The organism is Mycobacterium sp. 5-140-3-2 (assembly GCF_035666375.1).
In the GTDB taxonomy this organism is placed as follows: Bacteria; Actinomycetota; Actinomycetes; order Mycobacteriales; family Mycobacteriaceae; genus Mycobacterium; species Mycobacterium intracellulare.
Genome location: NZ_CP142025.1, coordinates 2,968,226 through 2,990,299 on the forward strand (window position 1 = coordinate 2,968,226; position 22,074 = coordinate 2,990,299).

Annotated in this window: 1 protein-coding gene (running past one end of the window); it reads right to left on the reverse strand. The window is 72.3% G+C overall.

Going from position 1 to position 22,074, the window contains the following annotated elements; genetic code table 11:
- Positions 1 to 22,074, reverse strand: the 3' portion of a protein-coding gene (locus P6281_RS13985) for a non-ribosomal peptide synthase/polyketide synthase (RefSeq protein ID WP_324738966.1). 9,177 nt of this gene lie beyond the right edge of the window; only the last 22,074 of its 31,251 coding nucleotides appear in the window; its start codon lies beyond the right edge, outside the window — the gene reads right to left on this strand; it ends in the stop codon at positions 1 to 3.

Sequence of the window (22,074 nt, forward strand, 5' to 3'; positions counted from 1 at the left end):
TCACTGCGATCGCCGCGAGTGTGAGGTGGCTCGCATCGTCGCGCCCAGAAGGTCGCGCAGCCGCTCGCCGTACCTCGCCACCGATTCGGCGGTCAGCATGTCGTGGTGCGTGCAGTCGATCGCGTGCACCGCAATGTGGCCGGACGCGTAGGGCGCCCACGATCGGGACAGCCGCGCGCCGCGATCGCCGTCGTCGCGGGCCGCGGAAAACACGGTGATCTCCCCCTCGAAGCGCCCCGGCTCGTGGCGGCGATAGAGCTCGATGTTGTCGTTGAGGTTGCTCAGCAGTTGCGCGACGAGCGGTTTGCTGGGCGGCCGGCGTTCGTCGGCGTGTCCGTCCTGTTCGCCGGGGCCGATGTTGTTGGCCCGCAACACTTCTTCGAGCACCCTCTGCTCGCCCTGGGCGTGCTCGCTCACGGCCACGCCGCCGTCGAGGCCGGGTTGGGCGTCGAGCAGGATCAGGCGCCCGATCTCGCACCCGCGCCGCTGCAGCTCGATGGCGACCTCGTGGGCCACGACCCCACCGAACGACCAGCCCAGCAGGTTGTAGGGACCCTCGGGATAGGCGTGCTGGATCCGGTCGGCATAGGTCTGCGCCATCGCCCGGATGGACCGCGGGCCGCCGTCGCCGTTGCGCGGGACCTGCTGGATCCCGATGATCGGGCAGTCGAGGTGGTTTCCGAGCACCTGATACGGCCAGCTCACCCCGCCGGCGGGATGCACGCAGAACAGCGGGACACCGCCGGCCCCCTGCTTGAGGGTCTGCACCGGAACCACCTCGTGCGCGTCCGTCGTGGGGGTGCGCAGTCGCTGACCCAACCCGGCGACCGTGGGCGCGTCGAACAAGGTGCGCACCGGGAGATCGGCACCCAGGCCGGTGTTGATCGCCGCGACGAGACGCATCGCGGAAATGCTGTCGCCGCCCAGGTCGAAGAACGAGTCGTCGACCCCGACCCGCTGAACGCCGAGCACGCGCGCGAAGGCCGCGGCCAGCGCCTCCTCGAGCGCGTTCGACGGGGCCCGGTACCCGCTGCCGGTGTACTGCACCGCCGGCAGCGCGCGGGTGTCGAGTTTGCCGTTGGGCGTCAGCGGCAGCGCGTCGAGCCCGACCACGGCCGCCGGCACCATGTAGCCCGGCAGCCGTTGGGCCAGCGCGGTGCGCGCCTCGCCCGGGTCGGCGGTTCCGGTGATGTACCCCACCAGTCGTTTGTCGCCGGGGCGGTCCTCGCGGGCGATCACCACCGCCTGGTCGACGTCCTCCAGCGCGGCCAGCGCGGTCTGGACTTCGCCGAGCTCGATGCGGTAGCCGCGGATCTTGACCTGCTCGTCGGCGCGGCCCAGGTATTGCAGCTGGCCGTCCGTTGTCCAGCACACCAGGTCCCCGGTGCGATACATGCGCGACCCGGGCGCCCCGAACGGGCACGCCACGAACCGCGACGCGGTCAGCCCGGACCGGCCGACGTAACCCGCGGCCACCCCGTCGCCGGCCACGTACAGCTCCCCCACGACGCCTGCGGCGACGGGACGCAACCAGCCGTCGAGCACGAACAGCGCCGCGCCGTCCACCGGCGAACCGATCGGCGGCGTCCCGGATCCCGCCGTCAGTGGCGCGCTGATCGCCACGCACATCGTCGTCTCGGTCGGGCCGTAGGCGTTGACCATCACCCGTCCCGGCGCCCACCGGTCCACCACCTCGGGCGGGCAGGCCTCCCCGGCCATCACCAGCGACACCGATTCCAGCCCTTCGTGGGACAGCATCGCCACCGCCGAGGGCGTCTGGGTCAGCACGCTGACCCGCTCCGCGGCCAGCAGGTCGTGGAAGTCCTGCGGCGAGCGCGCCACCGACTCGGGCACCACCACCAGCCGCCCGCCGCGCAGCAGCGCGCCGAAGATCTCCCACACCGAGACGTCGAACGCGTACGAGTGGCTTTGCGTCCACACGCCGGCTCGCGGCAGGCCCGCATCCAACGGCTCCAGCAGCTGCGTCACGTTGCGATGAGTGATCGCAACGCCTTTGGGAACGCCGGTGGTGCCCGAGGTGTAGATGATGTAGGCGATGCCGTCGGGCGGGGGCGCCGGCAACGGCGTGCCCGCTGCGGTGTCGGTCGGTGCGTCCTCGATGTCGATGACGGTGACGTCGCACCCGTCCAGCCGCGAGCGCAGGCCCGTGGTGGTGACGGCCGCGACCGGCGCGGAATCCTCGAGCATGAATCTGATCCGGGTGGCGGGCGCCGCCGGGTCGATCGGCAGGTACGCCGCGCCGGTCTTGAGCACCGCCAGGATCGCGACGATCGCCTGCGGCGAGCGCGAAAACAGCAGGGCCACAGCCTGTCCCGGGCCCGCGCCGTGGCCGGTCAGCAGGTGCGCCAGCCGGTTGGCGGCGTCGTCGAGTTCGCGGTACGTCATCGACAGGTCGCCCCAGCTGACCGCCACCGCGTCCGGCGTCCCGGCGACGTGCGCGTCGAACAACGCCGGAATCGACGGGAATTCGAGCGGCGCGCGGGCCAGGACCGCCCGGTTGCCGACCTCGTCGAGGCGCGCGTGTTCGGACCCGTCGAGCAGGTCCACCGACGAGAGCGGCCGGGCGGGATCGGCGGTCATCGCGACCAGCACCCGCTCGAACCGCTCGCCCAGCGCGCCGATCGTGTGCGCGTCGAAGACGGCGGCATCGTATTCGACCCGAAGGCCCAGTTCCTCGCCGGACAGCGCGGCCTGCATCGTCAACGGGTAGTGGTTGCGCTCGAACATGTTGACGTCGGTGATGCCCAGCTCGTGGTCGACGGCCATCGCCGATGTGTCCAGCGGGTAGTTCTCGTAGGCGAACAGGGTGTCGAACAGCTTGTCCTGACCGGTGATTCGGTGGATCTCGCTCAGTGCCAGGTGCTGGTGGTCGAGGGTCTCGGTGTGCGCGCCTTGCAGCTGGGCCAGCAGGTCGGCCGCGGTGGTCGCCGCCGCGATGCGCGCGCGCACCGGGACGGTGTTGATCATCAGGCCCACCATCGCGTCGGCGCCGGGGACGTCGGCGGGCCGGCCCGAGACGGTGGTGCCGAACGCGACGTCGTGCTGGCCGGTCAGCCACGCCAGTAGCTGCGCCCACGCGGCGTGCAGCACGGTGCTGACGGTGGTGTGGCTGGAGCGGGCCAGCTCGCCGAGCGCGGCCGTGATCCCCGCGGGGACCGCGAACGACTGGACGCCCCGGGCGCCCGGCTCCGGCTGGTGCGGCGGGCCGACCAGCGTCGGGGTGTCGAAGCCGTCGAACACCCCGGCCCAGGCCTCGCGCGCGGCGTCGCGGTCGCGTTCGGCCAGCCAGGCGACGAACCTGCGGTAGGGCGGGGGCGCGGGGAGGCGCTGGCCGGTGTAGCAGGCGAACGTCTCATTCAGCAGGATCGGGACCGACCAGCCGTCGAGCACGATGTGATGAATGGTGAGCACCAGCCGATGCCGGTCCTGCCCGGTGCGGATCAGCACCGCCCGCACGGCGGGCTCGTCGGCCAGGTCGTAGACGGCTTCGCGTTCGGCCGCGCACAGGCGCTGGATCTGCTCCTCGGGTTCGGACCCGTTGGCCGCGACCTCGAGGTAGCGCGAGGCCATCGCCGGGTCGGCGGGGATGATCTGCACCGGCTCGTCGAACCGGTCGCTGAACCGGGCGACGAGGTGCGGATGCCGGATGATCACCGCGTGCATCGCGTCGCGCAGCCGGTCGCGGTCGATCGGACCGGCGAGGCTGAGGTCCAGCTGGACCACGTAGAGGTGGTCGTCGGAGCCCCGCGTGGTGGTGGCGTGGAACAGCAGCCCCTCCTGCAACGGGGTCAGCGGCAGGACGTCGGCCACCCGGTGGGTCCGCTCGAGCTGGTCGATCTGCGGCTGGTTCAGCCGGGCCGGCGCGATGTCCGACGGGGTCAGTCCGCCGCCGCCGTCGCGCACGTGCGCGCAGATGCCGGCCAGCGCCTGGAACCACAGCGTGCTCAGCCGGGCCACCTGCTCGCGGTCGAGCGCCGAGGGCGCCCACGTCCAGGTTGCGTGCAGCTGGGGGCCGTCCTCGGTGTCCATGGTGCCGGCGTTGAGGTCCACGGTGTGCATCAGCGGCATGGGCACCGCGGTGCTGGCGGCGGTGGCCGCCGAGCCGTCCCGGCTGATCCGCCACAGCTCGTCGGAAAGTTCGGCGGCCGCCCCGCCCAGCCGGCCGAGGTAGTTGAACCCGATCGTCGGGTCGGGGCCGTCCAGGTCGACCTCGTCGTTCAGGTAGCGCAGCAACCCGTAGGTCAGCGGGTCGGGCAGGGCGCGCAGCTGCTCCTTGGCGTCTTTGAGCAGCGCGCCCAGGATCGGCGCGCCGGCCACGACGTCCGCCCAGGACAGGCCGCCGACGTTGAGGGCCACCGGGTATTTGGCGGTGAACCAGCCCACGGTGCGGGACAGGTCCACGCCGGCGGCCAGCTCCTCGTCGCGGCCGTGGCCCTCGACGTCGATGCCGATCGGGGCGCCCGCGTTGCCCAGGAATTCCGCCCAGGCCAGCGCGAACCCGGCCAGCAGGATGTCGTTGATCCCGGCGTGGAAGGCGGCCGGCGCCTCGCCGAGCAGCGTGCGGGTGGTCTCGACGTCCAGCAGCACCGACAGGTTCTCGGCGGTCTCGTAGGTGTCCAGGCCGGGACGCACGGCCGGCAGCGCGGGCGGGGTCGCCGCGACCCGACGCCAGGCTTCGGCCCGCTCGGTCACCGCGGGCGCGTGCGCGCGCTCGGCCAGCAATGACGCCCAGCGGGCGAACGACGTCCCGCCGGTGGGCAGCGCCACCGGCTGCCCGTGGTGGTGCTGGCCCCAGGCGATGTTGAGGTCTTCCAGCAGGACCCGCCAGGACACCCCGTCGACGGCCAGGTGGTGAACGATCAGCACCAGCTGGCCGGTGGGTGCGACCCACAGCGCGCTGAGCATCACCCCGGCGGCCGGGTTCAACCGGGACCGCGCCTCGACGACCGCCGCGTCGGTCAGTTCGTCCACCGAGAGCACGCGGTGCGCGGCGTCCACCGAGCCCGGCTCGGGCACCTGCAGCGACCACTCGCCGGCGTCGTCGTCCGAATGGCGGTCCACCCGCAGGCGCAGCATGGCGTGCCGATCCAGCAGGGCCTGCAACACGGTCACCACGTCGGCCTCGGTGACCCCGGCGGGGGCCTGCAGCACCATCGTCTGGTTGAACTGGTCGACCGGACCGCCCGCACTTTCCACCCCGCGCAGCCAGCGGATGATCGGGGTGGCGGTGATCGCCCCGGTGCCCTCGTCGACCACGCCGTCCTCGCCGTCGGCCGCGACGGCCACCCGGGCCAGCCGGGCCACGGTCTGCTCGGTGAAGATGTCGCGGGTCCGCACCGCCAGGCCCGCGGCCCGGGCCCGGGTCACCACCTGCATCGAGGAAATGCTGTCCCCGCCCAGGTCGAAGAACGAATCGTCGGCCCCGACCCGCTCGACCCCCAGGACCTGGGCGTAGATGGCGGCCAGGGTCTCCTCGACCGGGGTCTGGGGGGCGCGATAGCGATCGGCGTCGGTGTATTCCGGTGACGGCAGGGCCCGCGCGTCGAGCTTGCCGTTGGGGGTCAGCGGCAGCGCGTCGAGCGCCACGACCGCCGCCGGGACCATGTAGGCCGGGAGCCGATCGCCCAGCCGGGCGCGCAGCTGGGCCGGGTCCACTGCGCCGGTGACGTAGCCGACCAAACGCTTATCGCCGGGACGGTCCTCGCGCGCGATGACGACGGCCTGGTCCACCCCGTCGAGGGCGGCGAGGGCCGAACGCACCTCGCCGAGTTCGATGCGGTAGCCGCGGACCTTGACCTGGTCGTCGGCGCGGCCCAGGTACTGCAGCTGCCCGTCGGAGCCCCAGCACACCAGGTCACCGGTCCGGTACATGCGCGATCCGGGCGCCCCGAACGGGCACGCCACGAACCGCGACGCGGTCAGGCCGGACCGCTTCCAGTAGCCGCAGGCCACGCCGGCGCCGGCCACGTACAGCTCGCCGACGACGCCTTGCGGCACCGGCCGCAGCGACTCGTCCAGCACGAACAGCCCCGCGCCGGGCACCGGCGATCCGATGGGAACGACGTTCGATCCGGCCTTGAGTGGCGCGCTGACCGCCGCGTACACCGTCGCCTCGGTGGGGCCGTAGGCGTTGATCATCGCCCGTCCCGGCGCCCAGGCGTCCACCAGCTCCGTCGGGCAGGCCTCCCCCGCGACCACCAGGGTGGCCGATTCGAGCCCCTCGGGCGACAGCACGCCCGCCGCCGACGGGGTCTGACTGATCACGCTGACCCGTTCGTCGACCAGCAGCGCGTGGAAGTCCCGCGGGGATCGCACCGCCGAGTCCGGGATGACCACCAGCCGCCCGCCGTGCAGCAGCGCGCCGAAGATCTCCCAGACCGAGACGTCGAAGGCCAGCGAGTGCCACTGCGACCACACGCCTTCGCGCGGCAGGCCCGAGTCCTGGGCTGCCAGCAGCTGGGCGACGTTACGGTGGCTCACCGCAACGCCTTTGGGCACCCCGGTGGTGCCCGAGGTGTAGATCAGGTAGGCGATGTCGTCCGCGTCCGGCGCCGGCAGAGCGGTGGCCGGCTGGGCGTCGATCGCCGGGTCGTTCACGTCGAGGACGACGACGTGATGCCCGCGCAGCCGCGCCGCGAGCTCGCCCGTGCTGATCGCGGCCATCGGCGCGGCGTCGGAGAGCATGAACCCGATCCGCTCGGCCGGCAGCCCCGGGTCGATCGGCAGGTACGCGGCGCCGGACTTGAGCACCGCGAGGATCGCGACGATCGCGTCGGCCGACCGGCCGAACAGCAGGGCCACCCGCTCGCCGGGCCCCACGCCGAAGCCGGCGAGCAGGTGCGCGAGGCGGTTGGCGGCCTCGTCGAGCTCGCGGTAGGTCCACGAGCGGCCCTCGAAGCTCAGGGCCACCGCGTCGGGGGTGCGCGCCGCCTGCGCGGCGAACAGCGCCGGGATCGAGCCGGCCTCGGTCGCCGGTGCGGTGAGCACGGCGCGGTTGCCCAGGGCGTCCAGCCGGGCGTGCTCGGCCGCGTCGAGCAGGTCCACCGACGACATCGGGCGGGTGGGGTCGGCGGTCATCGCCGTCAGGACTCGTTCCAGCCGCCGGATCAGCGCCCGGATGCTGTCCGCGTCGAACACGTCGGTGCGGAACTCGACCCGCCCGCCGATCCCGGCGGGCTCGTCGCCGTCGGTCCAGCGTTCGGCCAGCGAGAACACCAGGTCCATGCGGGCCACCTGGGTGTCCAGCGGGATCGAGGTGACCCGCACGTCGCCCAGGGCCAGCCCGGCACCGGGGTCGCCGTCCTGGCCGGCGAAGTTCTGCCAGGCCAGCATCACCTGCACGAGCGGGTGATGGCTCAGGCTCCGCGCCGGGTTCACCCGCTCGACCAGCACCTCGAAGGGCACGTCTTGGTGCTCGAACGCCTCGAGGCTGCGGGCGCGCACCCGGGCGAGCAGGTCGGTGAAGGAGGGATCGCCGGCCAGGTCGACCCGCAGCACCAGGGTGTTGACGAAGAAGCCGACCAGCTCGTCGAGGGCGGGGTCGCGCCGCCCGGCGATCGGGAAGCCCACCGCCACGTCGGTGCTGGCGCTGATCTTCGACAGCAGCACCGCCAGGGCGGCCTGCACCACCATGAAGCTGGTCGAGTTGTACTCGCGGGCCAGCCCGGCGACCTGCTGCTGCAGGTCCGCCGGCCAGTCGACCTCGACGGCCGCGCCGCGCTGATCGGCGATCTGCGGGTAGGGCCGGTCGGTGGGCAACTGAAGCCGCTCGGGCATGCCGGCCAGCGCCTCCTGCCAGTAGGCGAGCTGCTCGGCGATGCGGCTGCCGCTGTCGGCCAGCTCGCCGAACTGGTCGCGCTGCCACAGGGTGTAGTCGACGTATTGCACCGGCAGGGGCTCCCAGTCGGGGGCCCGCCCGGCGGACCGGCTGGCGTACGCCATGCCCAGGTCGCGCACCAGCGGTCGCAGCGACCAGCCGTCCGCGGCGATGTGGTGGACCACGGCGACCAGCACGTGTTCGTCCTCGGCGACGCGGAAAAGCGAAGCGCGCAGCGGGATTTGGGTCGCCAGGTCGAAGGTTTCGGCGGCGGCGATGTCGATGGCCTCGCGCAGCCGGCCGGCCGACCACCCGCGGGCGTCGACCATCCGCCAGCTCAGATCGGCCCGCTCGGCGGGGAGCACCACCTGCTGGGGTGTTCCCTGCGGCGCGGCGAACACCGTCCGCAGGCTCTCGTGGCGGGCCACCACGTCGGCCAGCGCGGCGCCGAGCGCGTGCGCGTCGAGCCGCCCGTGCATCCGCAGCGCCGCGGCCATGTTGTAGACGGGGGACGGTCCCTGCAGCTGGTCGAGGAACCACAGCCGGCTCTGGGCGAACGACAGCGGGATCACCGCCGGCCGGGCGCCCGCCACCAGCGGGTCCAGCCGGCCCGTGTCCTCCCCGATGCGCGGCGCCAACTGGGCGACGGTGGGCGCCTCGAAGATGACGCGCACCGGAACGCCGGTGTCCATGGCGCTGTTGATCGCCGCGATGACGCGCATCGCCGAGATGCTGTCGCCGCCGAGGTCGAAGAAGGAGTCGTCGACCCCGACCCGCTCGACGCCGAGCACGTGGGCGTAAATGCCGGCCAGGATCTCCTCGGTGGGGGTGGTCGGCGAGCGATACCCGGCGGCGGAGTATTCGGGCGCCGGCAGGGCGCGGGTGTCGAGCTTGCCGTTGACGGTCATGGGCAGCGCGTCGAGCGCCACCACGGCCACCGGAACCATATAGGCCGGCAACCGCTCGGCCAGCTCGGCGCGCGCGCCGGCCGGGTCGGCGGGTCCGGTGATGTAGCCGACGAGGCGCTTGTCACCGGGGCGGTCCTCGCGGGCGACGACGACGGCCTGGTCCACCCCGTCGAGCGCGGCCAGCGCCGAACGCACCTCGCCGACCTCGATGCGGTAGCCGCGGATCTTGACCTGCTCGTCGGCGCGGCCGAGGTATTGCAGCTGGCCGTCCGTGCCCCAGCGCGCCAGGTCGCCGGTGCGGTACATGCGGGATCCCGGCTCGCCGAACGGGCACGCCACGAACCGCGACGCGGTCAGCCCGGACCGCTTCCAGTAGCCGTAGCCCACGCCGCGCCCGGCCACGTACAGCTCGCCGACCACGCCGGCCGGTACCGGGCGCAGCCACCCGTCGAGCACGAACAACCCGGCCCCGGGGACCGGCGAGCCGATCGGGGGCGCACCCGAACCCGCGCTCAACGGCGTGCTCGTCGTCGAGAAGATCGTGGCCTCGGTCGGGCCGTAGACGTTGACCATCACCCGCCCGGGCGCCCAGCGGTCCACCAGTTCCGGCGGGCAGGGCTCCGCGCCGATCACCAGCGCCGCGGCATCCAGTCCCTGCGGCGAGAGCATCCGCACCGCCGACGGGGTTTGGCTCAAGACGGTGACCTTCTCGCCGACCAGCAGGGCGTGGAAGTCCATCGGCGAGCGGGCCACCGAATCGGGGACCACGACGAGGCGCCCGCCGTGCAGCAGCGCACCCCAGATCTCCCACACCGAGAAGTCGAAGGCGTACGAATGGAACTGCGTCCACACCTGGTCGGCCGACAATTCGACGCCGACGGCCTGCGCGTCGAACAGCCGGGTCACGTTGTGGTGGCTCACCGCAACGCCTTTGGGCACGCCGGTGGTGCCGGAGGTGTAGATGATGTGGGCGACGTGTTCGGGTGCCGGCGCCGGTAGCGCCGTGACGGGCTGGCGGGCCACGGCGCGGTCGTGGATGTCGATGACCATCAGGTGGTGGCCGTCGAGCTTGTCGGCGAGCGCGGCGACGGTGAGTGCGGCCATGGGCGCGGTGTCGCCGAGCATGAACTCGATGCGGGCCGCCGGCAGGGCCGGGTCGATCGGCAGGTAGGCCGCGCCGGTCTTCAGTACCGCTAGGATGGCCACGATCGCGTCGGCCGACTTTCCGAACAGCAGCGCCACGGACTCGCCGGGGCCCACCCCGCGGTCAATCAGCAAGTGCGCCAGCCGGTTCGAGCTCTCGTCGAGCTCGCGGTAGGTCATGGACCGGCCCTCGTAGGTCACCGCCGGCGCGTGCGGGGTGCGCGCCGCCTGGGCGGTGAACAACTCCGGGATGGACGCCGGCGTGCCGGGCTGGGTCAGGATGGCCCGGTCGCCCCACGCGTCCAGCCGGTCGTGTTCGGCGGGTTCGAGCAGGTCGATCGACGACAGCCGCCGCGCGGGGTCGGCGGTCATGACGGCCAGCACTCGCCGCAATCGTTCGATCAGCGTCGCGATCCGTGCCGCGTCGAAAACGTCTGTGTCGTATTCGACTTGGAGGCGCATCTCGCGACCGGGCTGGGCCTGCACCGTCAGCGGGTAGTGGGTGGATTCGCGGCTGCTGATGTCGGTGACGGCGAGTTCGTGGTTGCCCGACAGCGCGCTGGCGTCGATCGGGTAGTTCTCGTAGGCGAACAGGGTGTCGAAAAGCGCGTCCTGCCCCGTGATGCGGTGAATCTCGTTGAGCGCCAGGTGCTGGTGGTCGAGCGTGTGGTTGTACGCGCCCTGCAGCTGGTCGAGCAGGTCGGCGGTGGTGGTGGCGGCGCCGATGTTCGCCCGCACCGGCACGGTGTTGATCAGCAGGCCCACCATGGTGTCCGCGCCGGCGATTTCGGCGGGACGGCCAGACACCGTGGTGCCGAACACGACATCGCGTTGGCCGGTCAGCCCGCCCAGCAGTTGCGCGTAGGCGGCCTGCAGCACGGTGTTGACGGTGGTGTGGCAGGAGCGCGCCAGGTCGGCGACGGCCTGGGTGAGGTCGGCGGGCAGCGCGAATGATTCGACGCTTTGCCGGCCGAGCTCCGTCCGGTCCTGGGGCCCGACCAGGGTGGGGGTGTCGAAGCCGGCGAACACCTCGCCCCAGGCCGCCCGGGCGGCGTCGAGGTCGCGGTCGGCCAGCCAGCTGACGAAGCTTCGGTAGGGCGCCGCCGCCGGCAGCCGCTGCCCGTAGTAGGCGGCGAAGATCTCGCCGAGCAGGATCGGCATCGACCAGCCGTCGAGCACGATGTGGTGGTTGGTCAGCACCAGCCGGTAGCGCTCGGATGCGGTGCGTACCAACGCCACCCGGAACGCGGGCTGCTCGGCGAGGTCGCCGCAGACGGCCGCGCGTTCGGCGGCGCACAGGCGCTCGATCGCGTCGGTGTCGGTGCCATCCAGCTCGAGGTACCGCCAGGCCAGCGCGGGATCGGCCGGGATGATCTGGACCGGCTCGTCGTACCGGTCGCAGAAGCGGGCCACCAGGTTCGGATGCCGGCTCACGACAGTGTGCACGGCGTCGCGCAGGCGGTTCGGGTCGAGCGGGCCGGCGATGCTGATGTTCAGCTGTCCCGCGTACAGGTCGTCGGTCGCCGGCGCGGTGTTGGCGTGGAACAGCAGACCCTGCTGAACCGGGGTCAACGCCAGCACGTCGGCGATACGGTGTTGGCGCGCAAGCTGATCGAGCTGCTGTTGGCTCAGCCGCGCGGGCGCGATGTCCGACGGCGTCAATCCGCCGCCGCCGGAGCGCACGTGGGCGCAGATGCCGGCGAGCGCCGCGAACCACAACCGGCCCAGCCGGGCGACCTGTTCGTCGTCGAGCGCCGACGGCGCCCAGGTCCAGTTGGCGTGCAGGCGTGGGCCGTCCGCGGAGTCGACGGTGGCCGCGTTGAGTTCGAGGGTGTGCATCAACGGCATGGCTGTCGACGCGGCGGCGCGGGTGACCGACCAGCCGTCCGGCACGGGCCGCCACATGTCGGCGGTGAGCTCACCCGCGCCGCCCTGGCGCCCCAGGTAGTTGAACCCGATCGGCGGTTCGGGGCCGTCCAGGTCGATCTCGGGGTTGAGGTAGCGCAGCAGCCCGTAGGTCAGCGGGTCAGGCAGCGCCCGGAGCTGTTCCTTGGCGTCTTTGAGCGCCGCGCCCAGCGCGGTCCCGCCGGTGACGACCTGCCCCCAGGAGACGCCGCGCACGTTCAGCGCCGTCGGGTATTTGGTGGTGAACCACCCCACGGTCTGGGACAGGTCGATGTCGCGGCCCAGTTCCTCGTGCCGGCCGTGGCCCTCGACCTCGATGCCGATGGGCGCGCGGCCGCCGCTGAACTCCGCGCACGCCAACGCGAACGCGATCAGCAGGATGTCCTGCACGCCGGCGTGGAACGCCGACGGCACCTCGCCGAGCAGGGCGCCGGTGGTCTCGGGGTCCAGCTCCATGAAGAGGTGTCCGGCCGTGGCGAAGGTGTCCACGTCGGGGCGGACCGCGGGCAGGGCCGGCGGTGTCGCCGCCACCGAGGTCCAGCGCTCCGCCTGATCGACGACGTCGGGGCGGCGCGCATGCTGGGCGAGCCGCGACGACCACCGCGCGAACGAGGTGCCCGCGGCGGGCAACTCGACCGGCCGCCCGCTGTGATGCTGGGCCCAGGCTATGTTCAAGTCCTGCAACAGGATTCGCCACGACACGCCGTCGACGGCGAGGTGATGCACGATCACCACGAGCTGCCCGGTGGCGCCGGCCCACAGCGCGCTGAGCATCACGCCGGCGGCCGGGTTCAGCCGCGACCGCGCCTCGGTGACCGCCGCGTCGGACAGCTCGTCCACCACGTGCAGGCAGTCGGCCGCATCGACCGAGCCCGCCTCGGGCACCGTCAGCGACCAGTCGCCGGACCCCTGGACGCCCGAGCCGTCGACGCGCAGCCGCAGCATGGGGTGGCGATCCAGCAGCGCCTGCAGCATGGTTACCACGTCGGCCTCGGTCACCCCGGCAGGCGCCTGCACCAGCATGGCCTGGTTGAACTGATCGACCTGTCCGCCAACGCTTTCCACGTCTTGCAGCCAGCGGATGATCGGGGTCGCCGCCACGGGTCCGACGCCCTCGTCGAGGACGGCGGCGTCGGCGTCGACCACCTCGGCCACGCGGGCCAGCCGCGCCACGGTCTGCTCGACGAAGATGTCGCGGGTCTTGCACACCAGGCCGGCGGCGCGCGCCCGCGTCACCACCTGCATCGACGAAATGCTGTCCCCGCCAAGGTCGAAGAACGAGTCGTCGACGCCGACCCGCTCGAGCCCGAGCACCTGGGCGTAGATGCCGGCCAGGATCTCTTCGACGGCGTTGTCGGGGGCGCGGTATTGGTCGGCGTCGGAGTATTCCGGCGCGGGCAGCGCGCGGGTGTCCAGCTTGCCGTTCGGGGTCAGCGGCAGCGCCTGCATGACGACCACGGCGGCCGGAATCATGTAGCCCGGCAGCCTTTCGGCCAGCGCGGCGCGGACCGCGGCCGGGTCGGCGGTGCCGGTGACGTAACCGACGAGGCGCTTGTCCCCCGGCCGGTCCTCGCGGGCGACGACGACCGCCTGCTCGACGCCGGCCACCCAGGACAGCGCCGCCCGCACGTCGCCGAGCTCGATGCGGTAGCCGCGGATCTTGACCTGCTCGTCGGCGCGGCCGAGGTAGTCCAGTTGCCCGTCCGCGCGCCAGCGCACCAGGTCGCCGGTGCGGTACATGCGCGATCCGGGCGCGCCGAAGGGGCACGCCACGAACCGCGACGCGGTCAGGGCGGCGCGCTTCCAGTAGCCGCAGGCCACGCCGGCGCCGGCGACATACAGCTCTCCGACGACGCCGGGCGGCACGGGTCGCAGCCATTCGTCGAGCACGAACGACGCCCCGTTGGGCACCGGGGAGCCGATCGGCACTGGCCCTACAGCGCCCGTTCCGCCCTGCAGCGGCGCACTGATCGCGGCGTAGACCGTGGCTTCGGTCGGCCCGTAGGCGTTGATCATCACCCGGCCGGGCGCCCAGCGGTCCACGAGTTCGGCCGGGCAGGCCTCACCGGCGACCACCAGCGCGACCGACTCCAGGCCGGCGGGCGAGAGCGCGCCCGCCGCCGACGGGGTCTGGCTGAGGACGCTGACCCGCTCGGCCACCAGCAGCGCGTGCAGGTCTTCCGGTGAGCGCGCGACGGATTCGGGCACCACGACCAGTCGGCCGCCGTGCAACAGGGCGCCGAAGATCTCCCAGACCGACACGTCGAAGGCCAGCGAATGCCATTGCGACCACACGCCGGTGCGCGGCAACCCGGAGTCTTTCGATGCCAGCAGCTGGGTGACGTTGCGGTGCGTGACCGCAACGCCTTTGGGAACACCGGTGGTGCCCGAGGTGTAGATCAGGTAGGCGAGGTGGTCGGGCCCCGGCGCCGGCAAGGCGGTCGCGGGCCGGTCTTCGAGCTCGGGATCGTCGACGGCGATGACCGTGACGTCGTGGCCCTCGAGCCGGTCGGCGAGCCCGGGACTGGTGAGCGTGGCGATCGGGGCGGCGTCGGAGAGCATGAAGCCGATCCGCTCGGCCGGCAGCGCCGGATCGATCGGCAGGTAGGCCGCCCCGGTCTTCAGCACGGCAAGGATGGCGACGATCGCCTCGGTCGAGCGCGAAAACAGCAGCGCCACAGCCTGTCCCGGGCCCGCACCGCGGGCGGCGAGCAGGTGTGCGAGCCGGTTCGACGCCTCGTCGAGCTCGCGGTAGGTCATCGAGTGGCCGTCGCATACCAGCGCGGCGGTGTCCGGGGTGCGGGCCGCCTGGGCGGCGAACAGCGCCGGGATCGAGTCCGTCCCGGTGGCCGGTCCGGTCAGCGCCGCGCGGTTGCCGAGGGCGTCCAGTCGGGCGTGTTCGGCGTCGTCGAGCAGGTCCACCGCCGACAACGCCTGCGCGGGGTCGGCGGTCATCGCGAGCAGCACGCGCTGCAACCGGCCGATGAGTGCCGCGATGCTGTCCGCGTCGAAGACGTCGGTGCGGAATTCCACGGTGCCGCCGATTCCGGCGGGTTCACCCGCATCGCTCCAGCGCTCGCCCATCGAGAACGTCAAATCCATTCGGGCGGTGTGGGTGTCGACCGGGATGGGCGTGACGTCGACATCGCCGAGGGCCAGCCCCGCGGCGGGCCCGCCCTCCTGCCCGGCGAAGTTCTGCCAGGCCAGCATCACCTGCACCAGCGGGTGATGGCTCAGGCTGCGGGCGGGATTGAGCCGCTCGACCAGCACCTCGAAGGGCACGTCCTGGTGCTCGTAGGCGGCCAGGCTGCGGTGGCGCACCTGGGACAGCAGCTCGGCGAAGGTGGGATCGCCGCCCAGATTTTCCAGATCGACCCTCAATACGAGTGTGTTGACGAAGAACCCCACCAGCTCGTCGAGCGCGGGGTCGCGGCGGCCGGCGATCGGGAAACCCACCGCCACATCGGAACTCGCGCTGATCTTCGACAGCAGCACCATCAGGGCGGTCTGGACCACCATGAAGCTGGTGGCGTTGTGTCGGCGCGCCACGTCGGCGACCCGCTGTTGCAGCTCGGCCGACCAGTCGATCTCCACCGTGGCGCCGCGCTGGTCGGCCACCAGCGGGTAGGGCCTGTCGGTGGGCAGCGGCAGCCGCTCCGGCATTCCGGCCAGGGCCTCTTCCCAGTACGCCAGTTGGGCGGCGATGCGGCTGTCGCCGTCGTCGAGATCGCCGAACTGCGCACGCTGCCACAGCGTGTAGTCGACGTATTGCACCGACAGCGGCGACCAGTCGGGGCCGCGCCCGTCGCACCTGGCGGCATACGCCACGCCCAGGTCACGCACCAGCGGGGTGAGGGACATGCCGTCGGCGGCGATGTGGTGCACGACGGCGACCAGCACGTGCCGGTCGTCGCGGATGCGGAAAAGCTCCGCCCGCAAGGGGATTTGGGCCGACAGGTCGAAGGTGTAGCGGGCGGTGGCGCCGATCGCCTCGTCCAGCTGGTCCGCCGACCAGGTGCCGGCGTCGACGACCTCCCACCCGAAGTCTGCCTTGTCGGCGGGGATCACCACCTGCTGCGGTAGTCCCTCGGGCGCGACGAACACCGTGCGCAGGCTCTCGTGACGGACCACCACGTCGCCCAGTGCCGCACCCAGGGCGTCCGCATCGAGCGGCCCGTCCAGCCGCAGCGCCGCCGCCATGTTGTACACCGGTGAGGGCCCTTGCAATTGGTCCAGGAACCACAATCGGTTCTGCGCGAACGACAACGGGATGACCGCCGGCCGCTCGGCGGCCGTCAACGGCTCCAGCCCGCTGCCGCCCTCACCGACCCGGGGGGCCAGCTGGGCGATGGTAGGCGCCTCGAACACGGCGCGCACCGGCAGGCCGGTTTCGAGGCTGGCGTTGATCGCGGCGACCAGGCGCATCGCGGAGATGCTGTCGCCGCCCAGGTCGAAGAAGGAGTCGTCGACCCCGACCCGCTCGACGCCGAGGACTCCGGCGTAGACGCCGGCCAGGATTTCCTCGGTGGGCGTTTTCGGCGCGCGGTACCGACCGGCCGTGTATTCCGGTGCGGGCAGGGCGCGCACGTCGAGTTTGCCGTTGGGGGTCAACGGAATCGCGTCGAGCGTCACCACCGCGGAGGGCACCATGAAGGCGGGCAGCCGTTCGCCCAGCGCGGCGCGCAGCTGGGTGGGGTCGGCGCTGCCGGTGACGTAGCCGACGAGCCGCTTGTCACCGGGACGGTCTTCGCGCGCGACGACGACTGCCTGTGCGACGCCGTCGAATCCGGCCAGGGCGGACTGGATTTCGCCGAGCTCGATGCGGTAGCCGCGGATCTTGACCTGTTCGTCGGCGCGGCCGAGGCAGAGCAGTTGGCCCACACCGGACCCCGAGGGTTCCCAGCGGACCAGGTCGCCGGTCCGGTACATGCGGGTTCCGGCCCCACCGAAGGGGCAGGCGACGAACCGCGACGCGGTCAGGCCGGGCCGGCCGACATACCCTGCGGCGACACCGGATCCGGCGACGTACAGCTCGCCGACGACGCCGGGCGGCACCGGCCGCAACGCGTCGTCGAGCACGAACAGCGCCGCCCCGGGGACCGGCGACCCGATGGGAACCGGCCCCGTCCCGGCCGCCAGCGGCGCGCTGATGGTCACGCACATCGTGGTCTCGGTCGGGCCGTAGGCGTTGACCATCACCCGCCCGGGCGCCCACTGGTCGACGACCTCGGCCGGGCAGGCCTCCCCGGCCATCACCAGCGACACGGAGTCCAGCCCCTCCCGCGAGAGCATGGCCACCGCCGACGGGGTCTGGGTCAATACGCTGACCTGCTGGGCGACCAGGACGTCGTGCAGGTCGTGCGGGGACGCCGCCACCGCCTCGGGGACGACCACCAGTCGCCCGCCGCGCAGCAGCGCGCCGAAGATCTCCCACACCGAGACGTCGAACGCCAGCGAGTGACATTGCGACCAGACCCCCGCGGCCGGCAGGCCCGCGTCCAGGGATCCCAGCAGCTGGGTGACGTTGCGGTGAGTGATGGCAACGCCTTTGGGCACACCGGTGGTGCCCGAGGTGTAGATCAGGTAGGCGAGGTGGTCCGGCCCCGGCGCCGGCAGCGCCGTCTCGGGCAGGGTGTCGACGCGGGGATCGTTGACGTCGATGATCGTCACACCGCGACCGTCGAGCCGCTCGGCCAGGTCGGCGGTGGTGACCGCGGCGACCGGTTTCGCGTCGCCGAGCATGAACTCGATGCGCGCGTCCGGCGAGGAGGGGTCGATCGGCAGGTAGGCCGCTCCCGTTTTGAGCACGGCCAGGATCGACGCGACGGCTTCGGCGGACCGCGAAAACAGCAGCGCCACAACCCGTCCCGGGCCCGCGCCCGCGGACGCCAGGCAGTGCGCCAACCGGTTGGACGCCTCGTCGAGTTCCCGGTAGGTCACCGACAGGTCGCCGCACACCAGCGCCACGGATTCCGGGGCCCGCGCGGCCTGCGCGGCGAACAGCTCCGGAATCGACGCCGGCGCGTCGCCGGCCGGCCGGGTCAAAACCGCGTGGTTGCCAAGCTCTTTCAGGCGGGCGTGCTCGGCCTCGTCGAGCAGATCCACCGACGACAGCGGGTGGGCGGGTTCGGCGGTCATCGCGGTCAGGACCCGCTGCAGGCGGCCGATCAGCGCCTCGATGGTCGTGGCGTCGAACACGTCGGTGCGGAATTCCACCCGTCCGCCGATGCCGGCGGCCTCCCCGCGCTCGGTCCACCGTTCGGCCAGGGAGAACACCAGGTCCATGCGGGCCGACTGATCCTCGACGGGCACGGAGGTCACCTCGAGGTCACCCAGCGCCAGGCCGGCGGCGGGGTCGTCGTGGCCGGCGAAGTTCTGCCAGGCCAGCATCACCTGCACCAGCGGGTGATGGGTCAGGCTCCGGGTGGGGTTGACCCGCTCGACCAGCACCTCGAACGGCACGTCCTGATGTTCGAACGCGGCCAGGCTCTGGGCCTGGACCCGGTCCAGCAGTTCGGCGAAGCTGGGATCGCCGGCCAGGTCGACGCGGAGGACCAGGGTGTTGACGAAGAAGCCCACCAGTTGATCGAGCGCGGGGTCGCGCCGCCCGGCGATCGGGAAGCCCACCGCCACATCGGGACTCGCGCTGACCTTCGACAGCAGCATGGCCAGGGCGGCCTGCACCACCATGAAGCTGGTCGCGTTGTGCTCGCGGGCTACCCGGCGCACCTGCTGCTGCAGCTCGGCCGGCCAGTCGACCACCACGCTGTCGCCGCGCTGATCGGCCACCGCCGGGTAGGGGCGATCGGTGGGCAGCTCGAGCCGCTCGGGCATGCCGGCCAGGGCGCGCTCCCAGTACGCCAGTTGAGCGCCTATGCGGCTGTCGCCGTCGTCGAGGTCGCCGAGTTGGGCGCGCTGCCACAGCGTGTAGTCGATGTACTGCACCGGCAGGTCGGCCCAGTCGGGCGCGCGCCCGGCGGACCGGCTGGTGTAGGCCAGGCTCAGGTCGGCGCCCAGCGGCGTCAGCGACATGCCGTCCGCGGCGATGTGATGTACCGCGATCACGAGCAGGTGCTCGTCCTCGGTGATGGTGAAAAGCCGTGCCCGAATCGGGATTTCGGCCGCCAGATCGAAGGCGTGGCGCGTCACCGCCTTGACGGCGTCGTCCAGCCGGCTCGCCGGCCACGCGGTGGCATCGACGACCTCCCAGCCGAATTCGGCGCGCTCGGCGGGCACGACCTCCTGCCGGGGCGTGCCTTCGTGCGACGGGAACAGGGTGCGCAGGCTCTCATGACGGCTCACCACGTCGGCCAGCGCGGCGCCGAGCGCGTGCGCGTCGAGCCGCCCGCGCAGCCGCAGGGCCGCCGCCATGTTGTACAGCGGTGACGGGCCTTGGAATTGGTCGATGAACCACAGCCGGTTCTGCGCGAAGGACAACGGGATGATCGCCGGCCGCTCCCCCGCCACCAGCGGTTCCAGCCGGCCCGAGCTCTCCGCGATGCGGGGCGCCAGCTGGGCGACGGTGGGCGCCTCGAAGACGACGCGCACCGGTAGCTCGGTTTCCAGCGTGGTGTTGATCGCGGTGATCAGGCGCATGGTGGACAGCGAGTCGCCGCCGAGGTCGAAGAACGAGTCGTCGACGCCGACGCGTTCGACGCCGAGGACTCCGGCATAGATGCCGGCCAGGATCTCCTCGATGGCGGTGCTCGGGGTGCGGTATCCGTTGCCGCCCTGGTAGTCCGGGGCGGGCAGGGCGCGGGCGTCGAGCTTGCCGTTGACCGTCATCGGCAGCGCGTCGAGCACCACCACCGCCGCGGGGACCATGTAGGCCGGGAGGCGCTCCGCCACCGCGGCGCGTGCGCGGGCCGGCTCCGCGGTCCCGGTGATGTAACCCACCAGGCGTTTGTCGCCGGGCCGGTCCTCGCGGGCGACGACGACCGCCTGCTCGACCCCGTCGAGCGCGGACAGCGCGGCCTGGATCTCGCCGAGCTCGATGCGGTAGCCGCGGACCTTGACCTGTTCGTCGGCGCGGCCCAGGTAGCGCAGTTGGCCCTCCCCGGATCCGGAGCGGCCCCAGCAGACCAGGTCGCCGGTGCGGTACATGCGGGTGCCGGGTTCGCCGAACGGGCAGGCCATGAACCGCGACGCGGTCAGCCCGGGGCGCCGCCAATAGCCGACGCCGACACCTTCGCCGGCCAGATACAGCTCCCCGACCACCCCGGCGGGCACCGGGCGCAACCACTCGTCGAGCACGAAGAACGCCGCACGCGTCACCGGGGAGCCGATCGGCGGGAATCCCGAACCCGCCTGCAGCGGGGCGCTCTTGCACGCCCACATCGTGGTCTCGGTCGGGCCGTACACGTTGACCATCACCCGACCCGGCGCCCAGCGGTCCACCAGCTCCGGCGGGCAGGGCTCGGCGCCGATCACCAACGCCGTGCCGTCCAGGCCCTGCGGCGAGAGCAGCCCCACCGCCGAGGGGGTCTGGGTCAGCACCGTGACGCCCTCGCGCACCAGCAGGGCGTGGAACTCCTCGGGTGAGCGGGCCACCGCGCCCGGTACGACGACCAGGCGCCCGCCATGCAGCAGCGCGCCCCAGATCTCCCACACCGAGAAGTCGAACGCATAGGAGTGGAATTGGGTCCACACCTGCTCGGCCGACAAGGCGAAACCGAGCCGCAGGTCGTCGAACAACTGCGCGACGTTGTGTTGAGTCACCGCAACGCCTTTGGGCACACCGGTGGTGCCCGAGGTGTAGATGACATGGGCCAGATCGGTGGGCGCCGGCGCGGGCGGCGGGGTGCTCGGCTGGGCCGCCACCGCGGGGTCGGCGATGTCGACGACGATCAGGTCGAAGCCGTCGAACCTGTCGGCCAGGTCGGCGGTGGTGACCGCGGCCATCGGGGCGGCGTCGGTGAGCATGAACTCCACCCGGGCCGCCGGCAGCGCGGGATCGATCGGCAGATACGCCGCGCCGGACTTGAGCACCGCCAGGATCGCCACGATCGCCTCGGCCGACCGCGAAAACAGCAGCGCCACAAACGCACCCGGGCCGGCGCCGCGGTCGACCAGCAAATGTGCCAACCGGTTGGCGGCCTCATCGAGCTCGCGGTAGGTCATGGACCGGTCTTCGAACGTCAGCGCCACCGCGTCCGGCGTGCGCGCCGCCTGCGCGGCGAACAAGCCCGCAACGGTCACCGGCTCCATCCGCTCGGACAGCACCGCCTGGTTGCCCCACTGCGCCAGCCGGGCGTGCTCGGCGGTGTCGAGCAGATCCACCGACGACAGGCGGCGCTCCGGGTCCGCGGTCACCGCGGCCAGCAGCCGCTGCAGCCGGTCGATCATCGCCTCGACGGTGTCCGCGTTGTAGACGTCGGTGCGGTATTCGGCAGTCACGGCGATCCCGGCGCGCTGGCCGGACTCGGTGAAGCGTTCGGCCAGTGAGAACGTCAGGTCCATGCGAGCGGTGTTGGTGTGCAACGGCATTGGGGTGACCCGCAGGTCTCCCAGCGCCAGCCCGGCGGCGGGGGCGGTGACCTCCCCCGGGAAGTTCTCCCAGCCCAGCAGCACCTGAACGAGCGGGTGATGGGCCATGCTGCGGGTGGGGTTGAGCCGCTCCACCAGCAGTTCGAATGGCACGTCCTGGTGTTCGAACGCGGCCAGGCTGCGCCGGCGCACCTGGGCCAGCAGCTCGGCGAAGGTCGGGTCCCCGCCCAGTTCTCCGAGGTCGACCCGCAGCACCAGGGTGTTGACGAAGAAGCCGATCAGGTCTTCGAGGGCGGGTTCGGGACGCCCGGCGATCGGGAAGCCCACGGCCACATCGGTACTGGCGCTGATCTTGGCGAGCAGCGCGGCGAAGGCGGCCTGGATTACCATGAAGCTGGTGGCGTTGTGCTCGCGCGCGACCCGGCGGACCTGTTGCTGTAGCTCGGCCGGCCAGTCCACCGCCAGCCGGGCGCCGCGGTGGTCGGCGACCTGCGGGTAGGGCCGATCGGTGGGCAGCTGCAGGCGTTCGGGCAGCCCGGCCAGCGCGTCCGCCCAGTAATCCAGCTGGGCGGCGATGCGGCTGTCGCGATCGTCCACGTCCCCAAGATGTGCGCGCTGCCACAGCGTGTAGTCGACGTATTGCACCGCCAGGGGCGTCCAGTCGGGGGCCTGCCCCGCGCAGCGGCTCGCGTAGGCGATTCCGAGGTCGCGCGCGAACGGGGTGATCGACCACCCGTCGGCGGCGATGTGGTGCACCGCGACCACCAGCATGTGTTCGTCGTCGCTGACGGTGAA